The organism is Mycobacterium basiliense (genome assembly GCF_900292015.1).
Classification (GTDB): domain Bacteria; phylum Actinomycetota; class Actinomycetes; order Mycobacteriales; family Mycobacteriaceae; genus Mycobacterium; species Mycobacterium basiliense.
Map to the genome: position 1 here is coordinate 199,157 of NZ_LR130759.1, position 17,491 is coordinate 216,647.

General features: G+C 67.1%; 15 protein-coding genes. 7 read left to right on the plus strand and 8 right to left on the minus strand.

Features of this window, described 5'->3' with window-relative positions; all coding sequences use genetic code 11:
* Window positions 1-48 precede the first annotated feature (48 nt).
* A complete protein-coding gene (locus tag MB901379_RS00965; RefSeq protein ID WP_158014900.1) occupies window positions 49-1,566 on the plus strand; it encodes a cyclic nucleotide-binding domain-containing protein in 1,518 nt (505 codons plus the stop codon).
* A 24-nt stretch (window positions 1,567-1,590) separates the two neighbouring features.
* On the opposite strand, the gene MB901379_RS00970 is transcribed toward MB901379_RS00965, so the two are convergent.
* Window positions 1,591-2,970, minus strand: coding sequence for an adenylate/guanylate cyclase domain-containing protein (locus MB901379_RS00970; RefSeq protein ID WP_158014901.1), 1,380 nt, complete (start codon window positions 2,968-2,970; stop codon window positions 1,591-1,593).
* A gap of 2 nt (window positions 2,971-2,972) precedes the next feature.
* Entirely contained in the window at window positions 2,973-3,569 is a 597-nt protein-coding gene (locus MB901379_RS00975; protein WP_408632326.1) for a TetR/AcrR family transcriptional regulator, read from the minus strand.
* 163 nt (window positions 3,570-3,732) lie between these two features.
* Here MB901379_RS00975 and MB901379_RS00980 point away from each other — a divergent pair, with 163 nt between their 5' ends.
* Entirely contained in the window at window positions 3,733-4,677 is a 945-nt protein-coding gene (locus tag MB901379_RS00980; protein WP_158014903.1) for an oxygenase MpaB family protein, read from the plus strand.
* 23 nt (window positions 4,678-4,700) lie between these two features.
* Here MB901379_RS00980 and rpsR read toward each other — a convergent pair whose 3' ends face one another.
* The 4 genes from rpsR to rpmB are packed head-to-tail and all read right to left on the minus strand — an operon-like array spanning window position 4,701 to window position 5,686.
* Window positions 4,701-4,973 (minus strand): 30S ribosomal protein S18, encoded by a 273-nt coding sequence (rpsR, locus tag MB901379_RS00985; RefSeq protein WP_158014904.1) that lies wholly within the window; start codon window positions 4,971-4,973, stop codon window positions 4,701-4,703.
* Between the two features lie 6 nt (window positions 4,974-4,979).
* Window positions 4,980-5,285, minus strand: coding sequence for a 30S ribosomal protein S14 (gene rpsN / locus MB901379_RS00990; protein WP_158014905.1), 306 nt, complete (start codon window positions 5,283-5,285; stop codon window positions 4,980-4,982).
* Window positions 5,286-5,450, minus strand: a complete 165-nt coding sequence (gene rpmG, locus MB901379_RS00995; protein WP_158014906.1) for a 50S ribosomal protein L33 — start codon at window positions 5,448-5,450, stop codon at window positions 5,286-5,288. It abuts the gene before it with no gap.
* Window positions 5,450-5,686: a 50S ribosomal protein L28 gene (gene rpmB, locus MB901379_RS01000; protein WP_158014907.1), complete on the minus strand. Its 237-nt coding sequence runs from the start codon at window positions 5,684-5,686 to the stop codon at window positions 5,450-5,452. Before rpmB ends, rpmG begins: the two co-directional genes overlap by 1 nt.
* Before the next feature lie 136 nt (window positions 5,687-5,822).
* On the opposite strand from rpmB, the gene mrf reads away from it, so the two are divergent.
* From mrf to MB901379_RS01020, 4 genes are all read left to right on the plus strand, one after another.
* Window positions 5,823-7,037, plus strand: a complete 1,215-nt coding sequence (gene mrf / locus MB901379_RS01005) for a ribosome hibernation factor-recruiting GTPase MRF (RefSeq protein WP_158014908.1) — start codon at window positions 5,823-5,825, stop codon at window positions 7,035-7,037.
* Window positions 7,034-7,288 carry a type B 50S ribosomal protein L31 gene (locus MB901379_RS01010; RefSeq protein WP_158014909.1) on the plus strand — a complete coding sequence of 85 codons (255 nt, stop codon included), beginning with the start codon at window positions 7,034-7,036 and terminating at the stop codon, window positions 7,286-7,288. Before mrf ends, MB901379_RS01010 begins: the two co-directional genes overlap by 4 nt.
* A gap of 187 nt (window positions 7,289-7,475) precedes the next feature.
* Window positions 7,476-8,405, plus strand: a complete 930-nt coding sequence (locus tag MB901379_RS01015) for an SDR family NAD(P)-dependent oxidoreductase (protein ID WP_158014910.1) — start codon at window positions 7,476-7,478, stop codon at window positions 8,403-8,405.
* Complete coding sequence (locus MB901379_RS01020) at window positions 8,395-9,954, plus strand: AMP-binding protein (RefSeq protein ID WP_158014911.1); 1,560 nt, start codon at window positions 8,395-8,397, stop codon at window positions 9,952-9,954. The genes MB901379_RS01015 and MB901379_RS01020 overlap by 11 nt, the downstream gene beginning before the upstream one ends.
* Before the next feature lie 7 nt (window positions 9,955-9,961).
* On the opposite strand, the gene MB901379_RS01025 is transcribed toward MB901379_RS01020, so the two are convergent.
* Window positions 9,962-14,812, minus strand: coding sequence for a cation-translocating P-type ATPase (locus MB901379_RS01025; RefSeq protein ID WP_158014912.1), 4,851 nt, complete (start codon window positions 14,810-14,812; stop codon window positions 9,962-9,964).
* A gap of 625 nt (window positions 14,813-15,437) precedes the next feature.
* The gene (locus tag MB901379_RS01030) at window positions 15,438-15,671 is read right to left on the minus strand and encodes a hypothetical protein (protein WP_174236959.1); all 234 of its coding nucleotides are present in this window, start codon (window positions 15,669-15,671) and stop codon (window positions 15,438-15,440) included.
* 287 nt (window positions 15,672-15,958) lie between these two features.
* Between MB901379_RS01030 and MB901379_RS01035 the strand changes: the two genes are divergently transcribed.
* On the plus strand, window positions 15,959-17,452 hold the full coding sequence (locus MB901379_RS01035; protein ID WP_158014913.1) for a PE family protein: 1,494 nt from the start codon (window positions 15,959-15,961) through the stop codon (window positions 17,450-17,452).
* Window positions 17,453-17,491: the final 39 nt, after the last annotated feature.

The following is a 17,491-nucleotide window of genomic DNA, read 5'->3' on the forward strand; positions in this document are numbered from 1 at the left end:
CGGTAAAGACCGGCCCACGGCACGGGGCGGGTGTGCTAACTTTGCGCTGTGACGCCGGTCACACGGTTTCCACTCGTGGACGCGATCGTGTCTAGCCGCGATCGCAGCCTCGACGGGGTCATCCTGATCGCCGCCCAACACCTGCTCGAGACGACGCACGCGATGCTGCGCGCGCTATTTGGCGTCGGACTCGACCCGCACAACGTCGCGGTGATCGGCAAGTGCTACTCGACACACAGCGGAGTTGCCGACGCGATGCGCGCCGACGGCGTCTACGTCGATTACTGCAGCGATATGTACGACCCGTATCAGCCGTTCGACGATCAGTACACGCGCCACGTGGAACGGTTCTTCGTCGAATCCTGGGCTCGACTTGTGCCCGACCGCACCGCGCGTGTGGTGCTCCTCGACGACGGTGGCTCGCTGCTGGCCGCCGCCGGCGACGCGCTCGACGCCGATGCCAACGTCATCGGTATCGAACAGACATCGGCCGGCTATGCCAAGATCGCGGCGCGCCAACTCGGATTTCCGGTGGTGAATATCGCCCGCTCGTCGGCCAAGCTCTTATACGAGTCGCCGATCATCGCGGCCCGCGTGACGCAAACGGCGTTCGAGCGCATCACGGCGGTCGAGGCCGGCGACGCCATCCTGATCACCGGCGCCGGGGCAATCGGAACCGCCCTGGCGGACCTGCTGCGTGCGCAGCATGATCGGGTAGACGTTTACGACACGCGGGTGGGCTGTGCGGCGCAGGTCGATCTGGTCGACACGATTGGCGACTACGACGTGATCGTGGGCGCCACGGGAGCGACGAGTGTGCCCACCGACATGCACGAGTTGCTGCGCCCCGGCGTGGTGTTGATGTCGGCGTCGTCGTCCGATCGTGAGTTTGACGCCGTCGCCCTGCGACGGCGCACCAAGCCGGATCCCGACTGTCATGCTGACCTCACGGTCTGCGACGGCACCGTCGACGCCACGTTGTTGAACTCAGGGTTCCCGGTCAACTTCGACGGATCACCCATGTGCGGCGATGAGTCGATGGCGCTCACGATGGCATTGTTGGCCGCCGCCGTCCTGCACGCGTCCGGCGCCAGCGCCAGCGACATGGCCTCCGATCACCCGCATCTGGCGCTGCTCGATCAGGGCGACATCGTGCAATCGTTCCTCAATATCGATGTTCCACTGCGGGCGCTCAGCAAGCTGCCGTTGCTCTCGATGGGGGGCTATCGCCGCGTGCTGAAGCGTCCCGGTGAGATGGTCTTTCGTCAGGGTGAGCGGGCGGAGAACTTTTTCGTCGTCGAATCCGGCAAGCTCGAGGCGTTGGTCGCTGGCACGGTCGTGCGGACCCTGGTGGCGGGTGACCATTTCGGTGAAATCGCCTTGCTCGGTGGCTGGCGGCGCGAGGCGAGCGTGCGCGCGATCGAACCGACGGTGCTATGGGTGCTGGACGGAACGGCTTTCAGCGAGGTGCTCAGAATGGATGCCGCCATGCACGACCTCGCCCACGACGCGGTCCAGGCCAGCGTCAACGGCGACGCAGATGCGTCGGATTACCTCGGGGTGTAGGGGGGCTAGGTGCTGGCCGTCGGATCACCACGGCTGGTCGGCCGGGAGTTCCCGGATGAGCGCGTATAGCCGCCACCGGCCCGGAACCCCCTTGAGCTCGTGCTCACCGTGCTCGGCGAAGTCATGCCGCGAGCCGACGACGATGTCGCGCACCGTCGAGGACACCAACACCTCACTGGCGGCAGCCAATGCCGAGACACGTGCGCCGATGTGCACGGCCATGCCCGCGACATCGGCGCCACGCACCTCGACCTCGCCGGCATGAATCCCCACGCGGACCTCGATGCCGAGCACCCCAACCGCGTCCACGATGGCGTCCGCGCAGTTGATCGCCGCGCTTGGGCTGCTGAAGGTGGAGACGAACCCGTCGCCGGCGGTGTTGACTTCGCGCCCGCCGAATCGTTGGAGCTCGTGGCGAACAAGGTTGTCGTGGTTATCGAGTAGGGCGCGCCATCGGGTGTCACCCATGGCGGCCGCACGCTGGGTCGAGCCGACAATGTCGGTGAACATGACCGTGGTCAGTACGCGTTCGGTGACGAAGCCGCCCCGGACGCCGGTGATGAACTCCTCGACCTCGTCGAGCAAGGCCGCGGTGTCGCCAACCCAATACAAGGAGTCCGAACCGGGCAGCTCGATCAAGCGTGATCCGGTGATGTGCTCGGCGAGGTAGCGGCCGTGTTCGACCGGGACAAACCTCGAACCCCTGCGGTGCAGGATCAGCGTCGGTGCGGTGATGTGTGGCAGCGCGTCGCGAGCGTCGGAGGCACGCACTGCGTTGATGAACGCGCGAGCCGTGCTGGGGGAGGCGGCCCGGTTGCCGGCCAGATCCCACCACGACCGGAAAGCCTGGTCATGCGCCACGCTGGGAGCCATGATGCGCAGCACGTCAAAGCCTTGCTCAACCGCGTCGGGCTCGGTCCCGATGGTGAGGAAAGGTTCGGTCGCGTTGGTCTGCAGACCCTGCTCGTAGTCGGGTGCGTACAACGTCCGCGCGGAGCCGCTGACGATCACCAGGCTGCGCACTCGCTCGGGATACTCGGCGGCCAATACCAGGGCGGTCGTCGTGGTGAACCCCGAGACGAAAATCGTGGCCTGCTGGCATCCGACGGCGTCCATGACCGCAATCGCGTCCTCGGCCCACGCTTTAGGGCCGAGCACCTCCGGCGACGAAACCCGAGAGGACAAGCCGACGCCACGATGGTCAAAGCGGACCAGTCGACCGAACGACGCCAGACGTCGGTGGAAGTGATACATCGACGGTTCGGCGTCGATGGTGTCGATGGGAATCGAGGGCCCCGGCACCACGAGCAGGTCGATGGGCCCCTCCCCGATCACCTGGTAGGCGATGTCCAGGTCGTCACACTTGGCGTAGCGAGTCCTGGGAGTCCGGGGCAGCTGCGACACGGTTACAACGTAATGATCGGGACCAGGTAGCGGGCGGCGTACGCGCGGACGGCCGCGTCATCGGCGGTGTCGAGGCGGTCGGTGGGAAAGACGATGATGCCGACGGCGACCCGCAGCAGGATGTCGGCGATGTTGGCAAGGTCGGCATCGTCGGCCACATCGGCGCCGCAACGCCGCAGTGTGTGGGCGATCCCGTCGGCGAACCGACCGATCGGGAAGACGTGCGAGCGCGAAAACATGCCAAACAACTCGGGTTCGCTCTCGGCGATCCGCGAATACAGTGGCGAGTCCCTGATCAGTCGCACACCGAGCGCGAACGCTTCGACCACGGCCTCCTGCGGATTGCGCCCGCTGGTGGCCTGGTCCAGCGTGCTGAAGAACAGTTCGGCCTCCCGCCGAACGACATGTTCAAACAGTTCGTCCTTGGTAGGGAACCGTCGGTAGATGGTGCTGCGACTCACGCCCGCGCGCACCGCGACGTCTTCGATATTCGCCCGCCGGACGCCGTACGTTTCGAACACCGTCCGCGCGGTATCCAGGATGGTGCGGTCGAGATCAGTGCTCGACTCGGCTCGATTGTTGTTTGCTTTGGCGGCCATTCTGGACTGCATGATAGTTCCCGCCCGTCATCGAGATTGCCGACAAGGCCGGGTTTTCCCAGATAAACGACGCGGCGGCGATCCGGATGCCAGGCGCATGATACAAAGATATAACTTTGTGTCTATGCTTCAACCGTGGCGGACCTACTGGCAAGGAGGGTGGATGTCGACTGAGTTGACCGCCGACCCAGGTTTTGACACCGGTGTTCGCGAAGCGTTGCCGCTGCTGGTCGACCAACCAGAGGAGACGGCGGCACCGAGGCTGGGCCCGGACTCGTTGATTTGGAAGTTCTACGGAGACCACCGCACCCAGCTGTTCGGGTTCCAGCGCGTTGCCGGCACCGAAAACTGCATCGAACAACTCGCTCAGGGTGTGCTCGATCATTCGGTGGTCTTCAGCGACACCCTGGGCCGAGCCAAGCGGACCGCACCGCCGCTGATGAAAACCGTCTACTCCGACGATCCTTATGCGTGGGGCCGCACCGTGCGGGATTTCCACAAGCCGATCAAGGGGACCATTAGCGACGGCTCGCGCTATCACGCGTTGAATCCGGAGCTGTTCTATTGGGCCCACGCCACCTTTGTCGACCAGGTCATCTACACCACGGACATGTTCATCCGGCGGCTGTCGCATGACGAGAAGAGGCGGATCTTCGAAGAGAGCAAGATCTGGTACCACCTTTACGGCGTCAGCGGCCGTGGTCAGCCGCAGACTTACGACGAGTTCGTCGCGTATTGGGACGGCATGCTAGACCGGTTCGTCGCACACCCGACCGTTCTCTACGGGACCGGCTATCTCCGCAAAGGGATCCGCGGCCCCCGCCATGTACCCGCGTTGGTCTGGAAGATCGTTTCTGCGCCGCTGAACTCCTACGCCCGGCTGGTCATCGTCGGGACCTTGCCGCCGCAGATGCGAGCGGTGTGCAAGCTCGACTGGAATGCGAAGAAGGAGAGGAGATTTCAGCGTTTCGCCGCTGTCATGCGGGCGATGAACCCGGCGCTGCAACGGCTGCCTGTCAGGTTGCTCTACCTGCCCTGGGCGGCACAGGCATGGGTCCGTTCGGGTGTCGACCCGCGCCGGCGGCACAACCGCAGCGCGGCGACTTAGCGGTCGGCCTCACGACGAGGGCCTCACTGGGACCGGGAAGCCGGATACGGCAGCAGCGCCATTTCGCGGGCGTTCTTGATCGCGATGGCGACCTGGCGTTGCTGTTGAACGGTGAGGCCGGTCACCCGCCGAGAGCGAACCTTGCCCCGATCGGAAATGAACGTGCGCAACCGCGCGACGTCCTTGTAGTCGACCTCGGCAACCCCGAGCGAGGTCAGCAGGTTTTTCTTGGCCGGCGCTGGTGGGGTGGCGATGGCGCGCCGAGTGCGCGCGGAGTTCTTCGTCTTCTTCTTCATCTTCGGCTACCAGCTCGCCTTGCGAACACCCGGCAGTTGGCCCGCGTGTGCCAGCTCGCGCACCCGCACCCGGGACAACCCGAACTTGCGTAGGTGACCGCGCGGACGGCCGTCGATGACGTCGCGATTGCGCAGCCGGACGGCACTCGCGTCACGCGGCTGGCGACCCAGGGCGCGCCGTGCTACGAGCCGCTGCTCGTAGCTGCTGGTGGGCGATTGGATGATCTGCTTGAGTTCGGCGCGCCGCTGCGCGTAGCGCGCGACCAATTCCCGCCGCTTGTTGTTCTTGACGATCTTGGACTTCTTGGCCATTCAGCGCTCCTCCCGGAACTGGACGTGCTGGCGAATCACCGGGTCGTACTTGTTGAGGGTGAGCCGGTCGGGATCGTTGCGGCGGTTCTTGCGGGTGATGTAGGTGTATCCGGTACCCGCGGTGGAGCGAAGTTTGACTACCGGGCGAATCTCGTTGCGCGCCATCAGATCTTCTCGCCGGCCCGGCGGAGCCGTGCAACTGTGGCCTCGATGCCGTCGCGGTCGATGACCTTGATGCCCTTGGCGCTGACCCGCAGCCTGATGCGGCGGTTCTCGGACGGTAGGTAGTAGGTCTTGAGTTGGATATTCGGGGACCAACGTCGTCGACTCCGCCGGTGCGAATGCGACACCGTATTGCCGAAACCCACCGTGCGACCGGTGACTTGGCATCGTGCGGACATGGCAGCCTCCTCGCTGACGCGCTTATTGAAAATCATTTTCGACAACCCGGTGCGAGGCACTGTATCGTGAGTCCCGTCTTAATGACAATCGTTATCAATAAGAGGAAAGCTTGGGAAGGTGCGGTAAGGGGTGCTGATGCGGACTCCCGTGGTGCTGGTGGCAGGGCAGGGCGACACCGACGACGCCACCGGCCTGCTGCTGCGCCGGTCCGGAACGGTCGTTGTCGAGCATCGGTTTGACGGTCACGTGGTCAGACGCACCACCGTCGCCCTGCGCCGCGGGGAGCTGAGCACCGCCGAAGAGGCTCTGGAGTTGGCGCATGGATGTGTGTCCTGCACCATCCGCAACGATCTGCTGATTCTGCTGCGCAGGCTGCACCGCCGAGACGGTGTGGACCGCATCGTGGTGCACCTGGCGCCCTGGCTAGAGCCCGAACCCATCTGCTGGGCAATCAATCACGTGCGGGTCCGGGTCGGGCCCGGCTACCCGGACGCTCCAGCTGGTCGCGATGTTCGGATCGGCGCGGTGGTGACGTGTGTGGACTCGGCGAACTGGCTGGCGCAATCCCTCGGCGACGACGAACTGCTCGACGGGCGGACATTCGCTCAGGTGACAGTCGGTCAGGCCGAATTCGCCGACGTGCTGGTGCTCAACCGCCCCGACCCGGTCACCCTGGCCGTGTTGAGGCGCCTGGCGCCGCGGGCGCGGATCACCGTCGGGCTCGACCGAGTCGAGTTGGCGCTGGCCAACCTGGACGACTACGCGCGCAGGGGACGTAGCGATCATCCGCACGCACCGCTGTTGGCCGGGCGACCTCCGTTGGTCACCGACCGCGGCGTCGGCATCGTTGAGTTCACCGCCCGCCGTCCATTTCGGCCGGAGCGCTTGCACGAGGCCGTCGACCTCTTGCTGGATGGCGTGATTCGTAGCCGCGGGCGCCTGTGGTTAGCCAATCGGCCCGATCAGGTCATGTGGCTCGAATCTGCCGGCGGTGGTCTGCGGGTCGCGTCGGCGGGCAAGTGGCTGGCCGCGATGTCATCCGCCGAAGTAGACCGGGCCGACCCGGAGCGGCGCTTGTTCGCCGAGTTGATGTGGGAATACCGCTTCGGTGACCGGCATACCGCGATGACGGTCCTGGCCTGCGGCGCCGACCAGGCCGAGATCACCCGCGCCCTGACCGGGGCGCTGCTCACCGACCGGGAGATGGCCCGTCCGCAGGATTGGCCGGCCTACGACGACCCGTTCGGCGACTGGCATGAAGACCCGTGCCATGAGACACCGGATGAAACCGGGCAGTTCTCCGGGCATCACAACAGAGGAGAACTCGGAAACAAAGGAGAACCCGGATGAAACCCGTCATCCATCCCGACTACCACCCGGTGGTTTTCGAGGATGCGACCACTGGCACCCGCTTTCTTACCCGTTCCACCCTGACCAGCGCTCGCAGCATCGACTGGGAGAGCCCGTCGGGCGTGCACACCTATCCGCTGGTGGTCGTGGAGGTATCCGCCGATTCGCATCCGTTCTGGACCGGTACCCGCCGCACACTCGATACGGCCGGCCGCGTCGAGAAGTTCTACCGCCGATATGGGCGCGGCTGACCGGCCGCGATGGGGTGACCTGCCGAGTTTTGGTGGCTGAGCTGCCCGCAGCGGTGGTCGGCGCCGGTACGGACCGCAAGCGCCGACTCGGATGTCGTCAAATTCCCGCAACCCGGACCCGTACCTGCCAGAGTGACCATGGGTCACAATAGGCAAGACAGCAGTCCGCAATCGAGGGATCCGGCCGATGAAGTTGGCAACGCAGCTTTTGACAGGGGCCATTTACCGGGCCTTTGACGGAGCCGGTACCAGACTGGCCAATCCGGCGGGGATATCCGATCCCGATCGGCTGCGCGCCGCGGTCTCCGGCAAGACTGTCCTCGTTACCGGCGCGTCCTACGGAATAGGTGCGGCAACCGCACGGAAACTGGCTGCGGCGGGAGCGACCGTGTTGATCGTGGCGCGATCCGTCGACAGGCTCGACGACCTAACGGCCGCTATCACCGCCGGGGGCGGGACGGCGGTCGCCTACCCGGCCGACCTGGCCGACGAGGCCGCTGTGAACGTGCTGGCCAAGCAAATCCATCAGAACCACGGGCCGATGGACATCGTGGTGAGCAACGCGGGCAAGTCGCTGCGCCGGTCGCTGCACGACCAGTACGACCGGCCGCATGATTTCCAGCGCACCATCGATGTCAATTACCTGGGGCCGATCTGGCTGCTGTTGGGGCTGCTACCGGCGATGCGCGAGAACGGACGCGGCCAGATTGTGAACGTCTCCAGCGTCGGCGTACGCCTGGTACCCGGCCCACAATGGGGTGCCTACCAGGCGTCGAAGGGCGCATTCGATCGCTGGATGCGCAGTGTGGCACCGGAATTGCACGATGACGGCGTGGACGTGACATCTATCTACTTCGCGCTGGTCCGTACCCGAATGATCGCACCCACGCCCGTCTTGGGCCGGCTTCCCGGCCTGGATCCCGACGAGGCCGCCGACGCCGTGGCGAAAGCGATTATCGAGCGGCCGCGCACCATCGAACCGCCCTGGTTGTGGCCCGCCGAGCTGGCCTCGGTGTTGTTGGCCGGGCCCGCCGATCATGCGGCGCGGCTGTGGCACCGCTGGTTCTTTGCAACACCGCGGCCGGGACCGGATGGGGCTGACGACGATGGTCGCTAGCGTGTTGAGCGCCGCGGCAAGAGCGGTGCTGTTTTCCGGTCTGCTCGGTCCTCCCGGTCCGGTTGCGGCCCTCCGGCTGGTTCGCGAACTCTACCGGGGTGGCGCGAATCTGTATACTTTGCTGGCCATTTCGGCGGCGCGATGGCCGGACCGGACCGCAATCATCGACGACAACGGCGCGCTCAGTTACCGCGAGCTGCAATCGATGGTCGACGCGATTGCCCACCGACTTGCCCGTGCCGGCGTCACAGCCGGCCAGCCGGTGGGCGTCATGTGCCGCAACGGTCGCAATTTCGTTGCGTCGGCATTCGCGGCGGGATTGGTCGGTGCCGACGTCGTGTTGGTGAACACGGAGTTTCGCCACACGGCGCTGGCGGCCGCGTTGGAAGCCCACCGGATTCGGCTGGTCTTGTGCGACAACGAATTTGCCGACCAGATCACCGGAACCGCCGATTCGGTCCTGGTCATCGACCCGCAGACGGTTACGACGGGCGACTTTTCCCGGCCCACGGTTGCGGCGTCGGGCCGAATCATCCTGTTGACTTCGGGCACCACGGGTGTACCCAAGGGGATACCACGCACACCCAGAGTTAGTTCGGGGCTGGGTGTCGGAGTGACGATTCTCGATCGCACTCGGCTCCGTGTCGGTACGCGAATGATATTGGCGACACCGATGTTTCACGGTCTGGGTTTCGGCATGTTGACGCTTACCGTTGGTCTCGGTGGCACAGTGCTGACCCGCCGGCGCTTTGACGCCGAGGCCACGCTTGCGCAGGCGTCGTTGCAGCGTGCCGATGCGATGAGCGTGGTGCCGATCATGCTGGCGCGCATCCTCGACCTGCCGGAGCGGGTGCGCGCCCGAAACCCGGTGCCGGGTCTGCGGGTCGTGGTGTCCAGCGGGGACCGGCTCGAACCCGGCTTGGCTCGTCGGTTCATGGACGCCTACGGCGATGTGCTGTACAACCTCTACGGCTCCACCGAGGTCGGCATCGGATCCCTGGCCACGCCGGCCGAACTACGGACTGCCCCGGAGACGGTGGGCCGGCCGGTGGCGGGGTGTCCCGTACGGATCTTCGATAGATCCGGAAGACTTGTCGGTCCGCGCGTGATCGGACGCATTTTCGTTGGCGGCGAACTGAACTCAGACGGCGACACCGCCGGCGACGGCAAGGCCGTCATCGACAACATGGTGAGCACCGGCGACATGGGCTATATCGACGAATCGGGCCGACTGTACATCGTCGGCCGGGAAGACGACATGATCGTCTCGGGCGGGGAGAACGTCTACCCACGCGCGCTGGAGAACGCTTTGGCCCAACACCCTGACATCGCCGAAAACGCGGTCGTCGGGGTCCCCGACGACCAGTTCGGCAAACGGCTGGCCGCATTCATCGTGGTACGCCCGGATCGCAACGTCGACCCAGATGCGATACGGGACTACCTGAAGGGCCGGGTGTCTCGGTTCGAACAGCCCAGAGATATCCACATCGTCGGCAGTGTTCCGCGCAATGCGGCCGGCAAGGTGCTGCGCCGGGAGTTGTCGACCTAAGCGCGCTTTAGTCCGCGTCCTCGTCAGGCTGCAGGGCATCGACCGTCTTTGCCAGCCACTTGGGTGCCAGCACCGATACCGCGGTCGCTCCTGCGGTGGCGCTGAACACACCTGTCCAGGCGACCGGTCCCAGTGGAGTGCATCCGAAAAAGTGGCTGACAACCGGGGTCTGGATGATGCCGATCAAGACTCCCGCGCTGCCGAAGGCGGTGGCCAAGACGAGTGGGCTGTGGCTGCGGGTCAGCAGAGTCTGCGCCAACTGGGTAGTCACCAACGCGGTCAAACCCATGGTGGCCGTACGTCGTTCGGTTCCCGGTGTCCAACGCCCAATGCTCCACGCGGCGGTTGCGCCGGCCGCGGTCACCACACCGCGGTTGACGATTTGGCGCATCAGGGGCGCATCGAGCGACGGCGCCGGTGCGGTCAAGACGGCGCGTTGGCGGGTCCGCCGCGCCTCCTCGATCTCTTCCTCGCTGAGATCGCCGTCCTCCTCCGGATCGTCGTACTGCGATGTGATGGCGACAGCGAGCGCGGGGAACATATCGGTGAGCAGGTTGACCAGCAGCAGCTGGCGGGTTCCCACCGGAGCCCGACCGGCACCGAAGGCTGTACCGATGATGGTAAAGAGCACCTCACCCACATTGCCGCCGACGAGAATCGTCACCGCGTCACGCACGCCCGCCCACATGCTGCGGCCTTCGACCAGAGCGTCGAGCAGCACGCCCAGATCGTCGTCGGTCAACACGATGTCTGCGGCGCCACGCGCGGCCGACGAACCGCGCCCGCTGACCCCGATACCGACGTCGGCCATCCGAATGGCGGCGGCGTCATTGGCGCCGTCGCCGACCATCGCGGTCACTCGTCCGCAGCGCTGCAGCGCCGCCACGATTTGCACCTTTTGTTCCGGGCTCACGCGGGCGAACACCTGCACATCGGCGGCAAGTTTGGCGGCCGCGTCCTCATCGAGGCCGATGAGCTCGGCGCCGGTCACCACCCGCACATCCGCTGACAGGCCCAACTGCCGGGCGATCGCCCGTGCGGTGGTGGGGTGATCGCCGGTGATCAGCACCACGTTGCGCTCGGCATCGATCAGCGCCTCGATCAACGGCCGCGCCGACGGGCGCGCGGTGTCCGCCAGACCGACGTATCCGAGCAATTCGAGGTCATGTGCCGCCGCGTCGACGGCATCGGCGTCGGTGTCGGTGTCGTGGGCGGTCTCGTGCTCCCAGGCGCGCTTGGCAACCGCCAATACCCGCAGCCCTCGCTCAGCGAGGCTGTGCACCAACGCCTCCGCATGTTCGAGGTCGGCTGCCGGGTTGGCGAACCGGCAGCGGGGCAGCATCGTCTCCGGGGCGCCCTTGAGCATGAGCATCGGTTGGCTGTCGTTCGTGCCCGCCGTGCCAATCGTGGCGGCGTAGCCCCGACTGGATTCGAAGGGTACTTCGGCGATTATCGTCCAGGCCGAATTATCTTGGCAGTCAAGGGCGCTCGCTGCGACAACGATTGCTTCGTCGGTCGCGTGGGCATGGCCCTGGCCGTCGTGGGGCTGGGTGGAGGCCAGCGCGGCGGCCCGCAGCACCTGGACCGAACTCGAGTCGGCGCTATCGGGGAAGGGATCTTGTGGTTTGGCCGAGTGGGGAATCGCGCAAACCACACGCAACCGGTTTTCGGTGAGCGTGCCGGTTTTGTCGAAGCAAACGGTGTCGACGCGGCCCAACGCTTCGATGGTGCGCGGCGCACGCACCAGCGCGCCATGGGCGGTGAGGCGTTGAGCGGCTGCCAGCTGGGACAGGGTGGCCACCAACGGAAGTCCCTCCGGGACGGCGGCGACCGCGATGGCGACACCGTCGGCCACGGCTTGCCGCAGCGTGGCGCGCCGGATTAGGGCCAGCACGGTCACCGCGGCGCCGCCGGCGAGTGTGAGCGGGAGCACCTTGCTGGTCAGCTCGCGCAGCCGGGCCTGCACGCCGGCCGATGTCTCGACGTCGGCGACCGCCGAGATCGCCCGATGCGCCGCGGTACCGGCGCCGATGGCCACCACGATCGCGCGGGCGTGTCCGGCCACGATGGTGCTGCCCTCGAACAGCATGCTGGCCCGGTCGGCCTCGTTGACCGCAACCGGGTCCACCTGCTTGTCCACCGGCAGCGACTCGCCGGTGAGCAAGGACTCGTCGACCTCGAGGTCCTCGGCGACCAGGAGCCGAGCGTCCGCCGGGACCACCTCCGGCGCGGCCAAATCGATGACGTCACCGACCCGCAGCGACTTGGCCGAGACGGTGGCCGTGCGGGTGGCGTGCCGAGCCGCTTCCAACCGGCGCCGGGTGGTGGCGACTGCCGGGACGACCACCCGACGGACCAGTTGGTCCTGCTCGGCGAACAGCTCCGCGGCCGCCGCCTCGGCCCGCAGCCGCTGCACCCCGCCGGTGAGCGCGTTGACCGCCATCACACCGGCCACCAGCACGGCATCGACGTTGCTGCCGATGATCGCCGATGCCGCGGCGCCGACCGCCAGGATGGGGGTTAGCGGATCGGCAAGTTCTTGTCGGGTGGCCGCTGCCAGCTGGGCCAGGGTGTGTGCCGGACCGCGCAGCGGCGCCATGACCGGTTCGTAGGACAAGTCGTCCAGAAGGCGTCGCCAGGTGGGGGTACCGGGGTCGACCGCCAACGGCCGGGCACCCCCGGCCAGCCGCGAATAGACGATCTCGGGGTCCAGCGCGTGCCATGCGGTCAGCGGCTGTGGAGTGGGATCGGGCAATCGCAGCACCGTGGCGGCCGACCAGCTTCCCGACAGCAGGGCCGTCGCGGCTGCGGCGTTGACCGGATTGAGCCAGCGCCGCAAGCTGGCCGGGTTGGTGGTTCTGGCTTGCTCGCCGGTGACCAGCAACAACCCCGCCAGCGTCGTGCCGCCCTGGGCCAGGTGTACGGCCGATTCGCTGGCGGCACGCGCTACCGGGATGGCGGACAGAATCCGCACCGCCGCTGCGAGATCGGTTCCGGTGATGATGTCGGCGGTCCACGGTGTCGCCGCCCTGGGATCGTCGAGCGCCACTCCGACATCGGCGATGGCCAGTGCGGCCAACGTATCGGTCGATGCGAAGTCCCGGTGCAATGCGGTGATCAGCAATACCGGCCCGCGATCTCTCCGCAGCTCGCGCACCAAAGTCAGCAGCGGCGTACCCGGCGGGTGCGTCGAGCCAACGCTGGCGGACAGATCTTCGGTGCCGGCGACATGACGCAGAACGACCCGGGCCCCGGTCCGGTGTGCGGTCTGCAGCAGGGCAATCGCGTAGGGGTCGACCTCCCACCCGACGTCCACGTTGCCCACGCACTGGCCGTCGACCATCAGGTCGGCGCGTTCGAGGCCTTGTGCGGGGGTAGCCGACGGTCCCTTCGGCGGAACCCATCTCAGGCGCGCCCCGGTGGCCGGTAGCTCGTCGGGATCGGGATCGGGTGCCTGCTCACCGTGCAGCAGCGCATCGGCGACCTCATAGACACGGTCGTCGTCCCAGCCGGGCTCGTCGCCTTGGGCACGCAGGACCGCGCGATGGTCGCCGCGGAGCGCCGCACCGTCGATAACGACCACTTGCACCCGATCCAGTCGTCGCAACGCGCCCGGATCGAGGACCAGTTGCCCTTCCTGGGCGAGTCCGCGCCCCAAGACCGCGGCAAACGCTTGCCGGCCCATATGCGCCGCACGTGGCACCCCGGCCAAAACGGCGCCGGCCGCGTCCTCGGTGCCGCCGCCGGCTACCAGGGCGCTCGCCGCGGCAATCAGGGCGCCGTTGGCCGCCGAACCGACATAGTTCTCCACCGGCCCCGCCATCGATCCCTTCGCGGTGTCAATGGCGGCGTCGATGGATCCGCCCACCACGACGTGTGACGCCTCACCGGCCGCCGCGGCCGCCCAGCTGTGCCGCGGCTCCTGCGACTGCACGCCGGCCGATGAGATAACCGGCACCACCGGAGCCTGCGGCCGCCTGGGGGTGGCCAGTGCGGGCTCCCGGTCGCGCCACACCCGCCGATGAGCCGTCGCCTCGGAGAGCTGCAGTCCGCGTTGCACCAGATCGAGCAGCGGTGTGCCGACCGCTTGGGTCAGCCCGTTGGCCGCAGCCGTCGTCGCGGCCAGCGCGATATCGGTGCCCACCCGACCCAGCCGCGATTCCAGCAGCGAGACCATGCGTGGCTGGTGATTGATCAGGGCGGCCGCGGCTCGGGTGGTCTGCGGTGCCGCGGGCAAGCGGATGACCCAACCGGTTATCGCGGCGCCCAGGGCGGCCACATCCATTGCCGCGGCGGTGAGTGGCACCAGGATGGCCAGTGGGTTACCCGGGTCGGCGAACGGCGCGGAGTTGGGCGACGAAGCTGACCTGGACTGGAAAATGTCGGCGGCGACGGCGGAAACGGTGTCGCGTACCTCGTCGAGCACGACATCGGCGTCGGCGCCCGCGTCGAGTTCCACCACCAGGCGACCCAATGCGCCCTCCACGTGGGCCTCGGCGACGCCCGGGATCCGACGGACCGGCTCCTCAACCACCGCCGCGTGCTCGTGCCAGCGCGGGAACGGCAGCAAGGGGTCCAGGTCGAAATGGACCCGCCGACCGCTGTGCCAACGCAGCGGCGGGGTGACCCCGTCGGGGGCTCCGTCCGGAGAACCGGTGCGCCCGATTGCGCGGCCAGTCGTTTGAGCCGCTGACTGCGCCACCGGGCCAGCCAACTCCACCACCGGGCTGGCCAGCACCTGCAGAGCGCTGGCGGCGCCGGCTGCGGTTTGCACGCCGGCCCGCACTGCTTGCGCGGCACCTCCGGTCACGCCAGCGACCAGATTGGCCACTGGGCCGGCCAGGCCCGGAATCCTCATGCGCCACCCTTCAATGATTTTCACTCATTTTTCAACAACGATGTTGACTGCACCGCTTACCGCGCCAATCCTCCCGGCGACCCCCCGAGCTGTCCACACGAACTCGGGCTAGGTGCCCGAGGATGCCCGAGGCTCTGGGCCGCCGGGCGTAGCAGTCCCGTTGGATCGGGTGCCTCACCAGCGCCGACCGCCGAAACCGCATGATGTCGTCTCGCGTTGCTGCGCTAGGCAGCCCTAGGACCAATTCCCGAACAGGTGTACGCCGGCTCAATGGCGTTGCGATTGTGCAGTCACTGGGCGCAGTTTGGTGGCGGCTTGAGCATGTTAGCCGGAAACACCAAGCCCGGGTACCCGGTGGCTCGGCCATTTGTGTATCCAGCCCGCTGTCGGTGATCACGCGTGACGGTTCTCGACAGCCCGACGGTATCGGCCTCACCGCTGTGACCGCCCGATCCGCCGTGTGGTCGCGACACGCACTCGGGTGCCGAACCCCGGGGCTGCTCAAGGCACGGCGAGGAACAATCGCCAAGCGGTAATTAGCGCGCGAAAAAGCGAAACTTGCGATTGCCGTCGACCGGCGCCGCATCGCTCTAATAGGCCTTTAATAAACGTCGAAAAACGCGGCCTACAAGATTCGGTGGTTTGCCCTGCCGACGTGGTAGCCGGTCGGGAATGACTTTTCGATGACCTGCAACTGATGGTCCACCCTGGACTCCAGCTCAAGCACCACGCAGCCCTCGCCGACGGCCTTCGATTCCAGAACGATATACCTTTGACCGCCACCGTTGACATCGGTGATCGGGTCACCAGAGTGCAAATTCTCGACGGCCACCAATTCAGGGGTTCCGTGTGCCTCCACGCGAAACACAGTAGGGCAATTTAGCCAACCAGGGAACACCCCGAGCCTGAACGAGCGGCCGACGACGTCGGAATGCCATGGGCATCGGCCCGCCCGGACAAACCCGAACAAATTTGGTGTCGGGAGTGCTCTAAAACCGCCGTACGCTAACTAATGCGGCGAGTTCAAGCCAGATCAAGCCAGATCAAGCCAGGTCAAGCCAGGTCAAGCCAGGTCAAGCCAGGTAGATGGTGGCGGGATTATGGCCGGACATAATTCCCGGTGGCCGCGGGCGGTGGAGGTCGCAGATGTCGTACGTTTTCGCAACGCCGGAGTTGGTGGCCGCCGCGGCAACGGATCTAACCGGGGTTCAGTCGGTACTCGCCGCCGCGAATGCGGCGGCGGCCGCCCCCACCGTGGGCGTATTGGCGGCGGGCGCGGACGAGGTATCGACGGTGATTGCGGCGCTCTTCGATGCCCACGCGCAGGCATATCAATCATTGAGCGCCCAGGCGCTGGCATTCCACGAACAATTTGTCGGCATGCTCAACGCCGGCGCGGGTTCCTATGCGGCGGCCGAAGCGGCTAACGCCTCGCCCCTACAAATCGTGCAGACCGTGGAGCAAAACCTGCTCGCCGCGGTGAATGCGCCCACCCAGGCCCTGCTGGGCCGCCCGCTTATCGGTGACGGTGCCAATGGTTTGCCCAATACCGGGCAAGACGGCGGGGCGGGCGGTTTGTTGTACGGCAACGGCGGCAACGGCGGGTCCGGTGCCGTGGGTCAGGCCGGCGGCGACGGCGGTGCCGCGGGGTTGGTCGGCAACGGCGGCGCCGGTGGCGCCGGGGGGCCGGGTGCCATTGGCGCCGCGGGCGGTGCGGGTGGCGCCGGCGGGTGGCTGTTCGGCAACGGTGGCCTCGGCGGCTCCGGTGGGGTCGGCACCGTCACCAGTGGCGGGTTGGGCGGTGTTGGCGGCAACGCCGTCGGGTTGTTCGGTAACGGCGGCAGCGGCGGCGGTGGTGGGATCGGCCAGGCTGCCACCGTCGATGGCGGCAACGGCGGGACCGGGGGCAACGCCGGGCTGCTGGGCTTCGCCGGCACCGGCGGGGTGGGGGGCATCGGCGGTAACAGCGGCGGTGACGGTGGGCACGGCGGCAATGCCGGGCTGTTCGGTGACGGCGGACGCGGCGGGGCCGGCGGCGTAGGTGTCAACGTGACCGGTGGCGACGGCGGCGACGGCGGCAGGGGCGGGATATTCGGTGGCGGTGGTGCCGGCGGGGAGGGCGGCGCCGGCTATGCGCTGGCCAACGCTGGGGCGGCGGGCAATGGTGGTGATGCGGGGTTCTTCGGCAACGGTGGCGCCGGCGGTAACGGCCAGTTCGGCAACGGCGGAATTTCCTCGGCGGGGGGTGTGGGTGGCAATGGGGGCTTGGTCATCGGCAACGGCGGTGCGGGTGGCGCTGGTGGTGCGGGTGGCGTCACCGGCGCCGGCGGCCGGGGTGGCGACGCCATCGGCCTGTTCGGCAACGGCGGGACCGGCGGCAATGGCGGCACCGGCGCCGGCGCCGGCAATCCCGGCGGCAACGGGGGTGACGGTGGCACCGGCGCGCTCATCGGCAATGGCGGTACCGGCGGAGCGGCGGGCACCAGCCTGGTCTCCGCGGCCAGCGGCGGCAACGGCGGCAACGCCCGGCTGATCGGGAACGGTGGCGACGGTGGCCCCGGCATCTTCGGCGGCACCGGCGGCATCGGCGGTCAGGGTGGTTCGCTAATTGGCGTCGACGGCACCGCTGGGCCCAGCTGAGCGGATTCGATCCAACCCCCAGCGGGTATGCACCCCGCT